Source organism: Paenibacillus sp. FSL K6-1318 (assembly GCF_037976905.1).
In the GTDB taxonomy this organism is placed as follows: domain Bacteria; phylum Bacillota; class Bacilli; order Paenibacillales; family Paenibacillaceae; genus Paenibacillus; species Paenibacillus amylolyticus_A.
In genome coordinates this window covers 2,650,235-2,667,782 of sequence record NZ_CP150270.1, presented here as the reverse complement: position 1 = coordinate 2,667,782, position 17,548 = coordinate 2,650,235, and the positions used below count along the sequence as shown (strand labels likewise).

The following is a 17,548-nucleotide window of genomic DNA, read 5'->3' as shown; positions in this document are numbered from 1 at the left end:
GGAATACTGCTTGTGGGACGGGGATTCCTTTTTTGAATACCAACTCACTTATTCTGAATTCATTTTGGACTGCTGCGAGTGGAAAATCCATTCGATATAACTTCATAATGTGCTCGTTCGAATACACATAGATTTCCGCAGTTCTTCCCTGACCAATTCGCTCCATACCTACCCTCCCCTTACTCGAACTCACTGCCTCTAACTTTGGAGAAAACCATACAATCCACCAGCGTACCTGCGCTGTCCCGCCGCATCTTGCGCAATATACCTTCCAGTGTATAGCCCGCTCGCTCGGCTACTTTGGCACTTCGCACATTACGAGCATCACAGCGGATCTCCAATCGATTAGCCTCCAAATGAGTATTGGCAAATTGCTCAATGCCTCTCACCGCTTCTGTCATCAAACCCTCGCCAGCTCGTGAGGTTCGAATCCAGTAACCGATCTCGAAACAGCGTGCATTCCAGTCAATGCGATGTAACCCGCTGCTGCCTACGAATTCATCCGTATGTCTATCACGCAAATGTAGCATCAGATCGGTACGCTCCAGATATTTCAGTCTTGCTTTGCGAACAGTCACTTCAGACTCTTCCAATGAAGGGATTTTCTCGGCAAAAGGTAACCACAATCGCAGCTGCTCCGCACTCTCACGGACGGCTTCATTAACGGCTGCGCCATCCCCCCACTGTGGTGCTCGAATCGAGAGGCGTTCCGTATGGAAGCTCTCGGGTATCGTTAACATGATCGGATTAAATGAAGGCGATTCTGTCATCGTTATACCTACTCCTCCACTTGAAAAATAGAATCAATGATCAACGGCAAGTTGTCCCTCACAGACACTGCACCGAATACTGAACGAGCATGTGCCCCCTGATCCCCAAATACCTCCATCATCAGATCGGAGAATCCGTTCAGCACTTTATGATGCTCCTGATACGAAGCAGATGCATTAATAAAGCCTTGCACTTTAACCACTCTCTTTACCCGATCCAGTGAACCCAGTTCGTCGCGAACGACAGCGAGCACCTCCAGCCCAGCGTTCCGGGCAAAATCATATCCCTGCTCTGTTGTGAAGTCTGATCCCAGTTTGCCACGTTCAGAGGTATCAGGTCCTTTCCCGGATACATACATGATTCCATTGACAATAACGGCATTGGCATATTTTGCTGCGGGCGCGCTGGCCTGTGGTAAAATGATCCCCAGTTCATTCAATCTTGCTTCAATCATTTTATATTCTCTCCCTCTTTTAAGGTCCTTACGGAACCCGATTCCTTGTATTCCTGTCGGTAGACTCTTGGTGATACCTGAACGGTACGCTTAAACATCTTGCCAAAATGAGAGAAGTTGCTGAATCCCGCAAGCCAGGCGATATCCGTAATGGATTCCTCACTTTCCCGCAGCAAACGCTGTGCTTCCTTCACCCGTAACAGATTCAGATAATCACTGAAGGTAAACCCCGTCGTTTGTTTGAACAATCGACTTAGATAATGCGGACTAATGCGAAACATACCCGCCACCTCCGGTAATGTCAGTGGCTTCTGATAATTTTCATTCAGGTAACGCACGACGGCCTGTGTTTTGGGATGAAGAACCGGCTCACGATCATCGGAGCATAATCTGCCAAGATACTGATTCCGATAGGCATGCACCAACAATTCAATAGCCCGGTGACGAAGCAACAGGTTGCTTCCGGGTTGGGGACGAAGCATTTCATCCATCATTTCGCTAACCATCCGCTCCAAAACCTCCGTGACCTGAGAAGGAAATCTTACAATGGGAATCTCCCAACAGAAGGGCTCCTTCAATTCTTCAACGAAGTTAGGTGAAATCGACATGGCAGCAAACAGCTCCGGCTTCAAATAGAGCACCATCCGCTCATGGTCGGGCATACCGCTCTCCAATGTCTTGTGAACCGTATTTCGGTCAACAAATACCAGATCACCAGCCTTCACCCGATATGTCCGGTCCTTGATGAAATAAATACGCTCGCCAGACAACAGATAATACAACTCATAATGATCATGCAGATGGTCATCCGTCATCGAGAAGTATCCAATGCGACGATCATATTCGATGTGTAGCAAATCCGTGGGATCATGAAAATCTGCACGAAAAGGTTCTGTCATGTCGCCCTCTCTCCTTTTCATAAATTATAGCAAAATATGCGGCATTTGAAAGCGGTTACGCATAAAATGCGGCGAAAGAAGTACTCCCTTGTTATAGTCTAGAGCTATATTCAAGGAGGCGATAGACATGAGTAACAAGAAACGTTATGTATTAGTCGGAACCGGCGGCCGCGCCGAATTTTTTTATGGTGCTTTGACCCGGGATTACAGGGATACATCCGAGCTTGTCGGCTTTTGCGATATAAATCAAGTCCGTATGAACTACGCGAATCAACTGTTGAAGGAAAAGTACGAGTATCCTGAGGTACCCACTTATCCTGCAGATCAGTTTGATCAGATGATTGAGAACGAGAAGCCTGACTATGTCATCGTAACCAGCGTTGACCGTACCCATCACAAGTACATCATTCGTGCGATGGAACTTGGTTGTGACGTTGTCACCGAGAAACCCATGACCATCGATGAGGAGAAATGTCAGGAGATTCTGGATGCCGTCAAGCGGACTGGCCAGAACGTGAGAGTAACCTTTAACTACCGTTATGCACCGCACCACACCAAAATTCGGGAACTTATTCTGAATGATACCATTGGAAAAGTTACTTCCGTTCACTTCGAATGGTTGCTCAATACCCGCCACGGGGCAGATTATTTCCGCCGCTGGCATCGGGACAAGCGCAATAGCGGCGGACTGCTCGTTCACAAATCTACCCATCACTTCGACTTGGTGAATTTCTGGATCGGCTCACAGCCGGATACCGTGTTCGCATTCGGTGATCTGATGTATTACGGCAGAGAAAATGCAGAAGAACGCGGTGTAACGCAGTTCTACAATCGGGCAACAGGCAATCCGATCGCGAAAGAGGATCCTTTTGCACTGCATTTGGATTCGGATGCTCATATGAAGTCCATGTATCTGGATGCAGAATCAGAAGATGGTTACCAGCGGGATCAGAGCGTATTCGGGGATGGCATCAACATTGAGGATACGATGGGCGTTCTTGTGAAGTATCGGAACAAAGCGATTTTGACCTACTCCCTCGTCGCCTACCAGCCATGGGAAGGTTATCGCATTGCCATTAATGGCACCAAAGGCCGGATTGAGATGAACATTGTGGAGCAATCCTATGTCAATTCATTGGGTGACAAGAGTAAGGAAGGTGCGTTGATCGGTAAAACGTTGCGGGTTCTTCCAATGTTCGGTGCGCCATATGAGGTTGAAGTGGAAGAGAAAGCGGGTGGACATGGCGGAGGTGACCCGGTTCTGCTGAATGATCTGTTTGGAGAGCCTGTAGAAGATCCGTTCCATCGTGCTGCGAACCACGTAGACGGTGCCAGATCCATCCTGACTGGGATTGCGGCTAATCGTGCCATCGCCACGGGCTTACCTGTCAACGTCAATAATCTGGTTCGTTTCTAAGGCTCCCACGTCGTTGACCATATACGCCAAAAAGCGCAAGTTGCAAAGGCTTACTGCCTTGCACTTGCGCTTTTATATTTCATTATATTCAGGTAGATAATAGCCAACTTGATATGTGAAGAATCCTCTCTCTAGTTTCAGAGGAGATGACTTTCCTTCTACACCTTCCGTTGCCACGCCGGATGACGATAAAATTCAATCGTATCAATATAATTTACCGTGAACTGCTGCTCCACATCTGACAGATTCAACAGTTTGCGGTCGATTTGCTTCATACCCATAACCACATCATGGCGAAGCAGGTCCATCGCAATTTTGCCTACAAATCCGCCTTCCATCTCCTTATGCTTGGTACGAAACTCTTCATTGTAGATCAGTTCAGGCGTGAATGCCGCTTCGACGAATGCATTAACGAGCGTAAGCTCATTGCCCTCGATCTGCACTGCCATATAATAATTGCCACGTTCATCCTTAATGAGGTCTTTATACATTTCTACGATCATTTGAATCACTCCTCTATTATAAAAGAAACCCCGTTAGCCTTAACGAACATGGGCTGTCAAACGTACACCTTCCGACCCCGTTCCTTCATATACTAGGTACAAATGGCGAACGGAGGAATACTTATGAGCTGGCAGCATCTCCATACTGGAAAAACACTTCAGCAGCGTCTGGCAGAACTCCAGGGGCACCTTGCAGAACTGAATACTCCACTCTCCGGGTTGGAACCGGGACGTATTCGTCGTGTCTATTCAAAGCAGTTTATCAAAGTAAACCGTCAGTTATTCATTCCACTTAGTCTGAATTCCATTCGGGTATTCGATATTCCTCGAACACAGCGAGGCATCAGAGTGGGAATCCGCACAACGTTCCCTTCTTGGAATGCATTTAACAATATCAGACTTGTAGGCGTGGGACTGGATTATCTTGAACTCCAGGGAAAAGGCAGAGTCCCTTCCCGTATTCTATTTCCTCTCTCCAGCGTTGAGTCGATCTATCGGCCAACCGCTGGAAGAAAGAGCCTGAAACGGTCGTGTAGCCGGAAGTAAAGCCGGTTCTTTTCGCAAATCTTATACTGATTCCCGAATGTCTGCATACGGGTGCTCCCTTCCAATATATAATTATAACCCATGCACCCACTCTTCTGCTGAAGAATCATTTTATGTCAAAAAGCGGTGAGAACAGAACTGCTTCTGTATCTCACCGCTCAGCCAGTTACGGATCAAGCTGATCTTTCACATGTTTAGTTCAGATGCCTGTCCATACGTCCTTGGCATAACGACCTTCCTGCTGAAGCTGATTAAGCCAATCTTCTGCTTCCTTCGCAGACTTGCCATGAATATCAGCGTATGCCTGCTCGAGTGTAGCTTCTACATCAGGTGCCATCTTGCTACCATCACCGCAGATATACAGATGCGCACCCTCTTCAAGCAAAGGAATCAGATGACGGGCATCTTCTCTCATCAGATGCTGTACATAACATTTTTCTTCCCCATCCACTCGGGAGAAGGCTGTGTGAAGCTCTACAAGCCCTTCTTGCTGGGCTGCTTCCAGTTCATTTTTGTACAGATAATCATGTTCGGGATTCCGGCATCCAAAGTACAGATGGGCTTCGCCAACCTCTTGACCCTGTTCCTTCAATACATGTCTTGCCTGCAGGAAACCACGGAATGGGGCAACGCCTGTACCCGGACCCACCATGATGACGGGAACCTGTGCATCCTCCGGCAGTTGGAACCCGGATTCCGGTGTCCGTGTGAACATGACAATCTCATCACCCGACTTCAGGTTAGCCAGATAGTTGGATGCAATGCCTTTGTATTCTCCCTGTCCACTCCATGCCGGGGCACGCACAACACTAACCGTAATACTCGCTTGATCAGGCTGAACACGTGGTGAACTGGAGATCGAATAGTATCTGGCTTTTAATGAAGGCAGTAATTCAAGGAAGCGCTCGAACGGCAGTTCACATGCTTCATATTTCAGCAGATAATCCAGCATGGAGATCCGTTTATTCCGCACTTCATCCATATACATGGACTCATCAAGCAGAGCTTCAAGCTCTTTCTTGTGCGGTGGACATACCGTGTATGCTGCCATTTCTCTCAGTTGTGCACGAGTTGCAGCTTCTTGAAGCTCAACACTATGACTGAGCAGATCATACAGGTTAACCGGTTGATGCAACGGTAGATGCGCTGCACTCCGACCGGATGCATCCAGAACGAGATGCTCCGTTCCGGTGAATCCATAACGACGCAATACACGTTCCACAAGCTCCGGTGGATTCTGTGGCAGAATGCCCAGATGATCCCCTTCCTTGTAGGTTATGCCTTCAGGCAATTTGATCTCCAGGTGACGTGTGCTACGTTCACTGCCCGCGTCATGAAGCTCCCTGTTCTCCAGTACTGCTGCCACATGTGCATCATACGTATCCGCAAGCGGTGTCACGGCGAGTCCGCTGACAAATTGTACAGACAATGAGCTGCGTTCGCTATTGGAGCTTGTGTTCAGTTTCAATCCCATCGTTCGTGCGAGATCCGGCCATAATTGCTCCGTCCAATCCCCCACCTGTTTCTCGAAATCTCCGCTGGCATCTGACTCACCCAGCGGTGATAACCGCTCTGCTCCTCTGGAAGACAATTGTTCATCTATTAAACGCGGAATACGCTGATAGGTGCTGGCCCAGTTGTGGTCACCGCAACCAAGAACGGCGAAACGCACACCTTTGAATTCATTAGCGTCCGCATGTTCAATCCACTCAACGAACATCTTGGCATTACTTGGCGGCTGACCGTTATAGGATGCACTGACAATAATAACGGCACCATCCTTCGGCAGTTTACCAACGCGATCATCCAGCGCAGCAACCTCACTGCGGAATCCCTGATATCTGGCAGTATCGGCAATTTCACGCGCAATTCCTTCGGCCGTACCCAGATTAGAACCGTACAGAACAAGCATCGGTGTGTGATGGGCATTCGCTGCATCCGGCTCTGTTCTTTTGGCAACCGGCGTCGGTTCTTCGACCGCTACACCCGGAACCGCCATGACTGGCTGACCGCCACGTGCACGTACACGAATTGTGAAGTTATCCGGTTTGAGCGTCAGGGTTTCTTTCACCTTTAACTGATAATCGGAATGATCTATGAAGTCAAAATGCTTGAGCACCATACCCAGTACCAGCGTTGCTTCCTGAAGTGCAAACTGCTGACCAATGCAGGCCCGTTGACCGTTACCGAAAGGTTTGTAGGCATCATGCGGCACTTTGCTCGGATCTTCGAACCGTTCCGGACGGAATTCCTCTACGTCGTCTCCCCATGCTTCACGGTCGCGATGCAGCTTGGGAATAAGTACACTGACGCTGTCGCCTTTTTGCAAAGGATATTGACCTGCAAGTACCGTGTCCTCTTTTGCATACAGGGAAAATGCAGGAGCTGTAGGCCATAACCGCAATGCTTCGTTCAAAACCATACGAACGTACTTCAGATTGCGAACCTGGTTGTACGTTGGAACTGGATCTTTCAGAATCTGATCCACTTCAGCTTGAGCTTTAGCCAGCGTCTCCGGATTCTTCATCAGATAATAGACGGCGAAGGATAACAGTCCACTTGTGGTCTCATGTCCAGCAATCAGGAAGGTAATAATCTGATAACGGATGTTCTCATCATCCAGTGTTTCTCCCGTCTCCGGGTCCTTGCCGCTAAGCATGTGAGACAACAGATCGTCTGCGCCTTCCTGTGGTTGCTCTTTGCGCTCGGCAATAATATGATCCACTAGCGAGAACATCGAACGAATATCCTGTTCAAACTGTTTCTTTTTGGTGATCATCAGCTTGTCTTGCAGACGCAGTCGCTGCAATGAACTCATGGATTCATCCAACGCACGAACCATACTCGTAATGAATGGGTGTGGTTCTTCCCGATAGAAGCTGTTAAACCGATAGTTGAAACCACACAGTCCAATCGTATCGAGCGTTAGCCGTGTCATATCATCCGGAACGTTAACCGTCTCATCCGGGTTCAATCGCGACCATTTCTGAACCAACTGCACAGCCAGGTCAATCATTTTGTTGTGGTATCCCTGCATGGCACGTTGACTGAAGCTTGGCAGCAGCACGTTATGGGCTTTTTTCCAATTCGGTTCTTCGGTCCAACTCGTAAACAGTCCATCTCCTGCAAAAGCACGAACCTTCGCAAGGGGTGCCCACACCCGTTTGTCGAATTTGGATTCATCCGTTACCTCTGCGACCAGCTCGTGACCGGAAATATACAATTCGCTTCGTCCAGGGTACTCCATTCGAAAGATCGGTCCATATTCTTCAGCCAGCTTCACCAGGGATTGCACTGGCTCATCAAAGTTCAATTGCGGCAAGTTGCCCAGTGGGCCAAATGTTTTCGGTTGAGGCACTGAAATTGGTGGCATGACACTCACTCCTTCTTTCCAAGTTAAGAGTTCTACAACTAAAAAATAATGACGTGACTACAGACGCGATTACACTTCCTCTTCAGAACAACACATTCAAGTTATTTTTTGCACATTTTCATATTTCATCCAGATAACTATAAAACCACAAGAGAACCAACTGACCGAAATGGTATATTGGTCATTTTTGATTAAAAAAAATGGATGACCTTGTTATCTTCTTTTACCCTAACATTTCCAGTTCTAATCTTCAACAGTCCCAAAGTCATAGGACCTCAGGACAGGGATTAAGTTATACTTATGATTTCTTCAACAGATTCTGAATAACCGACTCCATCTCTAACGGAGCTACTGTCGTTTCATAACGGCCATGGACGTCCCCATTACGATCAATCAGGAATTTGGTGAAATTCCATTTGATCCCGTCTCCTTGATACAGCTCTGGATACTTCTCCTTCACAAAGGTGTCCATCCACTGTCCTTCCTTCATATCCAGATCAAAACCTTCAAACGGCGCTTCTTCAATCAGATAACGGAACAAAGGATGCATCGATTGCCCAACGACCTCAACCTTCTCCAAAATCGGAAAGGATATCTGAAACTGACTTCTGCAATACTCTGCTATTTCGGTGTTACTCCCAGGTTCCTTGTCATTAAACTGGTTGCACGGAAACGCCAGAATTTCCAGCCCCTGATCACGATATTTCTCATACATTTGCTGAAGTTCACTGAACTGGCGGGAGTAGCTGCACCGGCTAGCAGTATTCACAATAAGCAGTACGTTGCCTTTCAACGCAGAAAAATCACCCTCGTGGCCATCCATAAACGGAACTTGATAAGAAAATATACTCATCTGTATTTCTCCTCCTCTGTCTCTTTCGTATCCCATATAAATTCTCTCTTGAGATGGATTATACACCCTCATTATTAATAGGTGAAATATATAATAAATATAATATTAATAGTTTTTAACTATAAAACATAAACAAAAAACTGCCCTCAGCAGACGAATTCTGCATCTAGGACAGTTATCATAATAATGATGCGCTATCACGCTCAACACACCGTTAACCCATAATCAAACCATATACAATACCTGGTCCGTGTACGCCAATGGTTAAATCATTTTCAATATCGGAAGAGCGGCTTGGCCCTGAAATAAAGTGGATGCCTGCCGGAAGATTCTCTCTTCCCGCTTCGTCAAATCGATTCAGCGTCTCACCCAGTCTGGTGTACAGTCGATCCACTGGAATAATGATAATGAGTACCGTAGGCAACAGACTGACGGACCGACCTTTTTCCGGTGAAGAAAGTACAGTGACCGAGCCTGTGTATGCTGTCGCATAATCCGCCATGACCACACCGATATCAGCCTCAGCTGCACGTGCCCTCCAGTTCTCATCCGCTTGACTATTCCAGACTGCGATCTGCACATCCGGTAACTGCTCTTCCAATCCGAGATCCTTTAGCGCCTGTTCATTTTGGCGAATGATATATTTCGCACTCAGCTCATGAGATTTGTTGGCAATGAATTGAGATACTTCTTCCATGTTCTGAACCCGGGCAATGTGGGCGCCTACACTCACAAAGTTATCGGTAAATGCTTGAATACGCTTCTCTTCATCCCATTCCAGCTTAGTCCAAAAGTCGGGTGCTCCCCGAAAGGGTTGGGTCGGCGCATGTCGTTGCCTTGGTCTTCTCAATTTCGAAGCAATGTCGTTCATGAACTGCTCCTGTTGCTCCATGGACTTCTTCTCCAATTGCGCGAGCCATTGCTGATGTTCAGTGACCATGCTTATCCTCCCCTTCCTCTCGTTCACGAATAATCTGCTCCATGCGGCTGCGAACGGAAGAACTCATGGTTGGTTGCTCCTGGTTCAATTCTTGATCCAGCTTGTTCCATTGCTGCCGGAAAGATTTCTTGGCGAGACTTGGCGCAACCCGATAATTATTCCAGCCTTTGAGTGGACCTAGCTTGAGAGAAATGCCGTTGTTGCGTACAACTGCCTTCTGCCCGATCTGTCCCAGACGTATGGCCGCACTGAAGCGTTTCGAATTGGAAACCACGGCAGCAAAGCCCTTCATGCCCATGCTCTCCATTTTGTTTCCATGACCATCCTCTACCTTGCGTCTGCGTAAATAAACGAGCATATCATGCAGCGGAATTTTGACCGGACATGCTTCATAACAGGCTCCGCAAAGACTCGAAGCACCGGCAATATCATTCCATTCATCAATGTTGCCATTGAGTGCAGGTGTCAGTACCGCGCCAATCGGGCCACTGTATGTTCCACCGTAGGCATGACCTCCAATATGGCGATATACCGGGCAGGCATTCAGACAAGCACCGCAGCGAATACAATTCAGCAGTTCTTGGAATTCGGGATCACCGAGCTGAAGGGATCTACCGTTATCCACGATAATAATGTGCATTTCATCCGGTCCATCCGCATCCGCTGTACGGCGAGGACCTGTGATGCCTGACATGTACATCGTGAGTTTCTGACCTGTTGCAGAGCGCGGCAACAAGGTTGCCATGACCTCCAGATCCGTCCACGATGGGATGATCCGCTCCATGCCCATGAGTGTAATCTGCGTTTTGGGAACAGTGGATACCATACGGGCATTGCCTTCATTTTCGAACAAAACCATGGAACCTGTCTCTGCAATCGCAAAATTGCAGCCGGTCATGCCGATATCCGCTTCGAGGAATTTCTCGCGCAGCTTTTTGCGAACAAATCCGGCAAGTACCGTCGTGTCCGGCTCCAGAATTTCACCCGCTTCCTTCGACAACAACTCTGCGATCTGATAGCGGTTCTTATGGATGGCCGGAATGACAATATGAGAAGGGGCTTCGCCTGCCAGCTGAATGATGTATTCACCCAGATCGGTCTCGATGGCTTCAATACCCGCCGACTCCAGCACATGATTGAGATGTACTTCCTCCGACACCATCGATTTGGATTTCACCACCGTAGAAGCTTGCTTATGCGCAGCAATATCCAGCGCAATTGCCGCTGCTTCCACCGATGTATCTGCAAAATGAATATGAACCCCATTCGCACGGGCGTTATTTACAAATTCATTCAGATAATAATCAAGATACGCAATCGTATGCAGACGAATCTGACGTCCACGTTCCCGCCATTCATCCCAGTTTCCATGTTCTTCTGAGGCAGACTTCTTCCCATTACGCAATCGTTCTGTCGTGAATTTGACCGCTTTACGCAGAAAATCATCATTCAAGGCCAGTCCGGCACGTTCTTTGACCGTCGTATCCATCACTCCCGGTTGGCTCATCCTGTTCGTACCCCCTCATACAGTAGTTCCGCCAAATGCATCACACGCACCGGTTCATTCCGATAACGCAGATTACCTGCGATATTCATCAGACAGGCCATGTCCAGCCCCACCAGTACTTCGGCTTGTGTCTCTTTGACATGATCGACCTTCTCCGTCACCATCGCTCCTGAAATATCGGACATTTTAATGGCAAACGTACCCCCGAACCCACAGCAATCCTCAGCGAATGGAAGTGGAACCAATTCCAGTCCTTTCACCTGAGAGAGCAGCGCCATCGGCTCATCCTTTACACCAAGCAGACGGCTGCCGTGGCAGGATGGATGATAGGTTACTTTGTGCGGAAAATGTGCGCCCAGATCGGTTATCCCGAGTACCTGAACGAGGAATTGAGTAAACTCATAGGCTTTGGCTTCCAATCGTTTTGCCTTCTCCAGCCATACCGGTTCGTCCGCGAACAGTTCGGGATAATGATGAATCATATACGTACACGATCCGGATGGACAAACTACAAAATCACTGTCGTCAAACGCTTCAAGAATCGTCTTGGCCGCTACCCGAGTCTCATCCCAGTACCCGCTATTGTAGGAAGGCTGACCGCAGCAGGTCTGAACCGGCGGAAAATCCAGCCGAACGCCATGAGCGGCGAGCAATCTGACCATGGCTTCCCCTACTCGGGGATAGATGGCATCGCTAAGGCAGGTAATGAATAAGGAGACCTTCATAATTACACGCTCCTATTAACTGATTAGTAGATGAATTGACTAGGACGTGTCTCAAAACTCGCTGAAGTGCATCTTTTACCGCCTTTTCGCCCCATACTGCGTCACTTTCCCTTGACGTGCCCCGGCACGCCTGCGGAAAACTTCCTTGCTTGGAACGAAAATTCAGCAAAATCTGCTTCCTTCGGAGTTTCAGACACGCCCTAAGAATATTTACACTGGACACTCCGATGACAGAATAACCTTCCGATCGCTGTTATCCCCAGATTTTTTAATTTAGTTCAATTTATATAAATAAAATATAAAAGCTTAAACCGTGATGATACCAATATCGTATCCGCTCAAACGTTCTGTCTGTTCAGCCTCCAATGGCTGATCGGTAACGATCATATGGACTGCATTTAACCCGGATACCCGGGCAAAGGCACGAACACCAAATTTACTGGCATCTGCAAGTAAGATAACCTGATCGGCTATGCCAACCATTTTCTGCTTCAGTCTTGCCTGAAGTTCATTGGATTCACTGATTCCGCCGCCTTCAAGATGTACGCCTTTGCACGACAAGAACAATTTATCCACATGATACGTTTCCAGAGAACGCTCCGCGAGCGGCCCTACAAAAGACAATGAGCGAGGTGCCAGCTGGCCTCCTGTTGAGATGACCTCCACCTTGTCACGACTGCTCAGTTCCGTGGCTACCTGAATGGAATTAGTTAAGACCGTCAGCGGAAAATCCGGCATGTTCGCTGCCATATAGCCTGCCGTTGTACTGGCATCCAACAGAATGCGATCACCCGGATGAATCATCGCCAGAGCCGCTTGTGCAATCCGCTTCTTCTCTTCCGCATGAGTTGTCTCCCTGATCCGGTAAGGGATCTCCGGTTGATCTTCCTTCACACTCACTGCACCACCATGAGAACGACGCAATCGTCCTGCCTGTTCCAGCCGATCCAGATCCCGCCGGATGGTTTCCTCCGTCACTCGGCAGCGCTCACTAAGCTCAGATACACGCATACTGCCCTTTACATTCACCATCTCCACAATCCGGTCATACCGCTCGGCTGCCAGCATGTTACACCTCACTCCCCGCTTGTGAATTAGCTGAAGCCGTCACATGCAGAAATTTGCCGTAAGCATCTTCCCAAACTGACCTGTCCTGCGGCTCATATGCAGTTACCGGAAATGAATCACGAATGGCCTTACGGGCTTCCCAGATATCCTTAAAAGCTCCGCTTGCCATCCATTGCACAGCCATATTCCCGATGGCACTGCCCTCTGCCGGACCCGCCCATACCGGTTTTCCAATGGAATTTGCTGTCCACTGACATAACAGGCGGTTCTGGATACCTCCACCGACCATATGCAATCCGTTGAACGTCTGTCCCGACAATTGTTCCGTCCATTCCAGCACTCTTCTATACTTCAATGCAAGACTCTCCAGAATTGCCCGGGCAATAGCACCTTGATCCTCTGGCACTACTTGCCCTGTATCACGACAATACTGACGTATACGGGTCGTCATATCTCCTGCTGGCATGAATAGTTCATTATCCGGATCAAACAAACTGGCAAATGGAGGTGCCTGTTCCGCCTTCACCAATAACGCATCGTAGCTAATTCCCTGTCCCTGGCGATCCCACTCCCGCATGCTTTCCTGCAAAATCCACAGTCCCATGATGTTCTTGAGCAGCCGGAATGTTCCGCCCGCCCCGCCTTCATTCGTGAAGTTCAAGGCCAGACTCTGGCTACTTATCGCAGGATGATCTATCTCCGTACCCATCAGGGACCAGGTTCCACAGCTCAGATAAGCAAATGAACGTTCCGTTGCAGGAACAGCCACAACGGCTGAACCCGTATCATGCTCCGCAACAGCGATCACGGGGATCGGAGACAATCCCAGATCGTTACAGATACTGCTTCGCAATTGTCCAACACGGGTACCTGGCAGCACGGCTTCACCGAACAGTTTTTCCGAAATGCGAATATGCGCCAGCAACTCACTATCCCACTGCCCCACCGATGGATTGTATAATTGCGTTGTCGTTGCATTCGTGAACTCATTCACCGCTTCTCCTGTCAGGAAATAACGTAGCAAATCCGGAATCATGAGAAAACGCTCTGCTTCATGAAGCAACGGGGAGCCACTGCGTTGAAGCGTTGCCAATTGATACAGGGTATTAAAGCTAAGAAACTGAATCCCTGTACGTTCAAAGATTCGCTGAGAGGTCAGCTCGTGCAGTACCTGATCCATCATGCCGTTAAACTGTGTATCACGGTAATGATACGGATTACCCAGCAACTCCCCGTTACTGCCGAGCAGACCGAAATCAACGCCCCAGGAATCGATCCCCAGACTCTCCGGCTGTTCCCCCTGCTGCTTCACAAGCGTAAGCCCTTGCAACAATTCATGATGCAATCGCAGAATATCCCAGTGCATCCGCTCGCCAACCTTCACCGGTTCATTCTTGAACCGATGAATTTCGCTCGTTTCAATCCCTCGATCATTCAGATGTCCCAGTAGCGCTCTCCCGCTCCCGGCGCCCAAATCATAAGCCAGCACACTCACCGCGCTTCACCAACCTTTCGAACCAGTCCTATTTTCCAAACGGCATCTCTTGATTCAGTCCGTAACCCTGTACTTTATTCTGTATTTATTGTTTGTTTGTTTTTGTTTAATACTGTTTTACTTTATTTTACGAGTATATCACCATTGTAAGCGTTTGAATACCCTTCGGTTTTTCTTTCTTTTAGGCATACCAAAAACGACTCTCTCCCACCTGGGAGGAGCCGCAGTTCTTTTTTTACGTATAAAATTGACCTTTGCTTACCCCCGACTGGGGCTGTACATCTCTCTCAAAATGCTTGAACCGTGTGCCCTGATACGTCAGCATCCCTCGATCATTTTCCACCATCATGCCATAATGGTTTCCGCCAACAAATAGTTCAGTACGCTCCCCATTGTCGAATTCAAATGTAGCATAATAACGAGTAGTCGCACTGCTATCCCCGCTTCCACCTGAGACTTCCGTTCGTTTGGCCACCACCGTAGAATGAAGGGTTAACAAAGCTGCCGCGTTATTTGATGCCCCTGAGCGTATTCCTGAAATAATAACAAAAACAATAACTCCCGCAATGATGAGAAATATGGCGCCAATGAAAATCGAAGCAAATGCATTCATTGCAGCAAACTCATTGAATCCCGAAAAAAAGCCACCCTGATTGCCTTCAAAACCCGGTACTCCATTCATGTCATCAAAAACACCGAAGCCATCTACGCTTAATCGGCCGATCGATGAGGACACGCTTGTTAACGCCATTCATCATCGTTCCTTTCCCCTTGCAAAATAAGATGCACCGCCCCCACGCAAGGAAGGCGGTGCATGCAGACAACCCGTTCTGCCTTGTCCGTATACTATATGAACCAGATCAGGAATACAGACGTTCAAGTTCGTCGACCAGGCTGCCGACATACGCAACTGCAGAACGAATCGGCTCAGGTCCGGACATATCCACACCCGCGAGCTTCATTAACTCCTGCGGCGTGAGACTTCCACCGGCTTTGAGTGCTTCAAGCCAGCGATCTACAGCTGGCTGTCCTTCTTCCCGGATCTGCTGTGCAGCCGCTGTGGAAGCCGTCAAGCCTGCCGCATAGGTATATGGATATAGTCCCATATAATAATGAGGTTGTCTCATCCACGTGAGTTTGGCCCCTTCATCAATAACCAGATCAGGTCCCCAGAATTCGGAAAGGATGTCTCCTTTGAGCTGACTTAACGTCTTCGCTGTAATGGGCTCATCATTGGTTGCGAGTGCATACACCCTGCGCTGTAATTCCCCTTCCAGCAGATGTGTAACGAAGTTATGGTAATACGTATTCAACAGTTGCAAAATGACCCAACGACGCATTCTCGGATTATCGGAACGCTTCAATAGATGATCTGCCAGCAGCATTTCATTCATGGTCGACGGTGCCTCAATAAAATAAAGGGATGGCCGTGTATTCGTGAGCTTTTGGTAACGTCCCGCGAGCATAAAGTGGCCTGCATGTCCTACTTCATGCGCAAGTGTAAAGGCCCCGCGCATATTGTTCGCCCATGAAATTAGAATATAGGAGTGCGAACCATATATAGAGGAGCAAAATGCCCCTGTGGATTTGCCTGCATTATCTGCGTAATCCACCCAACGATCATTGAATGCGCGCTCTACGATCTCGCCATACTCCGGCCCAAGCACATCAAGTGCTTCACGAATGAGTGTGCACGCCTCATCATATGTAATGGCTGGGCTAAATTCAGGATCAAGCGGGGCCTTCAGATCACAGAACATCAGCTTGTCCAGACCCAGCTCGCGTTTCTTGAGAGCTGCCAGTCTGCGCATATGAGGTGCGAGTTCCTGCTGGATAATATCGAGCACATTATTGTACATCTCTTTGCTCACTTGCTGTGGGCTGAGAAGCATATCTGTAACATCGTCGTAACCACGCAGTCTGGATAAAACAACCTGTTTCTTCACTTCGGTTGCATAACCTTCTGCGAACGTATTTTTGTACTCATTCAATGTCGAGCTGAACGCAGCATAAGCAGAACGGCGTAGCTTCGTATCGGACGACATCTCATAATTATTTTCATAGAATGACCAGGATAACGGACGGTTATTGTCCTCTCCATCGAGGGCATCTTCAAACGTCATGTCTGCCAGTTTACCGCGCAGATAGATTCGGTATGGCGAATCCAGTACCTCTCCGAGTGAAGCGAGTACCTTCTCGGTCTCTGGCGTAAGCCGATGTGCTTTTTCTTGAATCAAACGTTTCAAACTGCGGGCGTACGGTTCCAATCCCGGAAGTTCTTGAATATAACGCTCTACAGTTCCATCCGGCAGATCAACGATCTCCGAATTGACAAAAGACAAGGACGACGACAGATTCGATAGGATATCTCCTGCCTTGGCTGAATTCTCAATATTGACCGGATTGGTGCTGTCCTCTGACTGCTTCAGGCGGGCATAGGAAGCCGTCTTGCCAATCCGCTCTTGCAAAGCTTCACGCGCATCCAGACAAGCCAGCAATTGCTCAGCGCCTTCGCCCAGACGCCCTTTGAACGTTTCGATCTGTGCAGCAGCCTCAGGAAGTGATCGAAGCTCCTGCTCCCACTCTACATCAGTTACAAATAAGTCTCTCAGATCCCAAGTCGTTTCCTGGTTTACCTCAGCACGTGTACGTATTTTTTCCATCGTTAGTTGTCATCCTCCTTGCATTTTCCAATATCTCTCATCGTATCATATTCCGCTTATATATACATGACATCTGCGAACAATGAGACTTTTGGTATGGATTTATGGTAGAGCAGACAAACGGGTTACTCCATATTACTCCGCTGGCAGAATAGCCTTTCGATCGCTGTTATCCCCGGATTTTTTGATTCACTTTTTCAAAGGTGAAAATCCGGTGATAAAGGCGAGGCGTATGCTTCCGATGTAGCTTTATTTCAGAAAGCTTTTAGCTCCGCTTCTTAAGTCTATTTCTGCCCGCTGCGTTTGGAGTAAACTATTGATTCATTTACCGAAA

General features: G+C 48.2%; 15 protein-coding genes. 2 read left to right on the top strand and 13 right to left on the bottom strand.

Annotated features, from left to right (window positions below; genetic code table 11):
- Positions 1-179: 179 nt before the first annotated feature.
- Genes NYE45_RS12095 through NYE45_RS12085 form a run of 3 tightly spaced genes read right to left on the bottom strand, consistent with a single transcriptional unit; the run spans position 180 to position 2,124 of the window.
- On the bottom strand, positions 180-770 hold the full coding sequence (locus NYE45_RS12095; RefSeq protein WP_340016795.1) for a GNAT family N-acetyltransferase: 591 nt from the start codon (positions 768-770) through the stop codon (positions 180-182).
- Between the two features lie 8 nt (positions 771-778).
- Positions 779-1,225, bottom strand: coding sequence for a RidA family protein (locus tag NYE45_RS12090; protein WP_340016794.1), 447 nt, complete (start codon positions 1,223-1,225; stop codon positions 779-781).
- Complete coding sequence (locus tag NYE45_RS12085) at positions 1,222-2,124, bottom strand: AraC family transcriptional regulator (protein WP_340016793.1); 903 nt, start codon at positions 2,122-2,124, stop codon at positions 1,222-1,224. The genes NYE45_RS12090 and NYE45_RS12085 overlap by 4 nt, the downstream gene beginning before the upstream one ends.
- Before the next feature lie 127 nt (positions 2,125-2,251).
- Between NYE45_RS12085 and NYE45_RS12080 the strand changes: the two genes are divergently transcribed.
- Positions 2,252-3,541, top strand: coding sequence for a Gfo/Idh/MocA family oxidoreductase (locus NYE45_RS12080; protein ID WP_076330815.1), 1,290 nt, complete (start codon positions 2,252-2,254; stop codon positions 3,539-3,541).
- A gap of 158 nt (positions 3,542-3,699) precedes the next feature.
- Here NYE45_RS12080 and NYE45_RS12075 read toward each other — a convergent pair whose 3' ends face one another.
- Positions 3,700-4,044 (bottom strand): hypothetical protein, encoded by a 345-nt coding sequence (locus NYE45_RS12075; protein WP_253507822.1) that lies wholly within the window; start codon positions 4,042-4,044, stop codon positions 3,700-3,702.
- Positions 4,045-4,167: 123 nt separating this feature from the next.
- Here NYE45_RS12075 and NYE45_RS12070 point away from each other — a divergent pair, with 123 nt between their 5' ends.
- Positions 4,168-4,590 carry a hypothetical protein gene (locus tag NYE45_RS12070; protein ID WP_340016792.1) on the top strand — a complete coding sequence of 141 codons (423 nt, stop codon included), beginning with the start codon at positions 4,168-4,170 and terminating at the stop codon, positions 4,588-4,590.
- Between the two features lie 199 nt (positions 4,591-4,789).
- Here the strand turns inward: NYE45_RS12070 and NYE45_RS12065 are convergent, their stop codons facing one another.
- From NYE45_RS12065 to pepF, 9 genes are all read right to left on the bottom strand, one after another.
- Positions 4,790-7,963 carry a bifunctional cytochrome P450/NADPH--P450 reductase gene (locus tag NYE45_RS12065; RefSeq protein WP_340016791.1) on the bottom strand — a complete coding sequence of 1,058 codons (3,174 nt, stop codon included), beginning with the start codon at positions 7,961-7,963 and terminating at the stop codon, positions 4,790-4,792.
- A 298-nt stretch (positions 7,964-8,261) separates the two neighbouring features.
- The gene (locus tag NYE45_RS12060) at positions 8,262-8,816 is read right to left on the bottom strand and encodes a glutathione peroxidase (protein WP_340016790.1); all 555 of its coding nucleotides are present in this window, start codon (positions 8,814-8,816) and stop codon (positions 8,262-8,264) included.
- A 214-nt stretch (positions 8,817-9,030) separates the two neighbouring features.
- Complete coding sequence (locus NYE45_RS12055; protein ID WP_340016789.1) at positions 9,031-9,756, bottom strand: LUD domain-containing protein; 726 nt, start codon at positions 9,754-9,756, stop codon at positions 9,031-9,033.
- Positions 9,746-11,263, bottom strand: a complete 1,518-nt coding sequence (locus NYE45_RS12050; RefSeq protein ID WP_340016788.1) for a LutB/LldF family L-lactate oxidation iron-sulfur protein — start codon at positions 11,261-11,263, stop codon at positions 9,746-9,748. Before NYE45_RS12050 ends, NYE45_RS12055 begins: the two co-directional genes overlap by 11 nt.
- Positions 11,260-11,988 (bottom strand): (Fe-S)-binding protein, encoded by a 729-nt coding sequence (locus tag NYE45_RS12045; protein ID WP_017688927.1) that lies wholly within the window; start codon positions 11,986-11,988, stop codon positions 11,260-11,262. The genes NYE45_RS12050 and NYE45_RS12045 overlap by 4 nt, the downstream gene beginning before the upstream one ends.
- 306 nt (positions 11,989-12,294) lie before the next feature.
- Positions 12,295-13,056, bottom strand: coding sequence for a DeoR/GlpR family DNA-binding transcription regulator (locus NYE45_RS12040; protein ID WP_340016787.1), 762 nt, complete (start codon positions 13,054-13,056; stop codon positions 12,295-12,297).
- A 1-nt stretch (position 13,057) separates the two neighbouring features.
- Entirely contained in the window at positions 13,058-14,551 is a 1,494-nt protein-coding gene (locus NYE45_RS12035) for a rhamnulokinase family protein (protein ID WP_340016786.1), read from the bottom strand.
- A gap of 235 nt (positions 14,552-14,786) precedes the next feature.
- Positions 14,787-15,302, bottom strand: a complete 516-nt coding sequence (locus tag NYE45_RS12030; RefSeq protein ID WP_340016785.1) for a DUF2500 domain-containing protein — start codon at positions 15,300-15,302, stop codon at positions 14,787-14,789.
- Positions 15,303-15,411: 109 nt separating this feature from the next.
- Complete coding sequence (gene pepF / locus NYE45_RS12025) at positions 15,412-17,214, bottom strand: oligoendopeptidase F (protein WP_340016784.1); 1,803 nt, start codon at positions 17,212-17,214, stop codon at positions 15,412-15,414.
- Positions 17,215-17,548 lie beyond the last annotated feature (334 nt).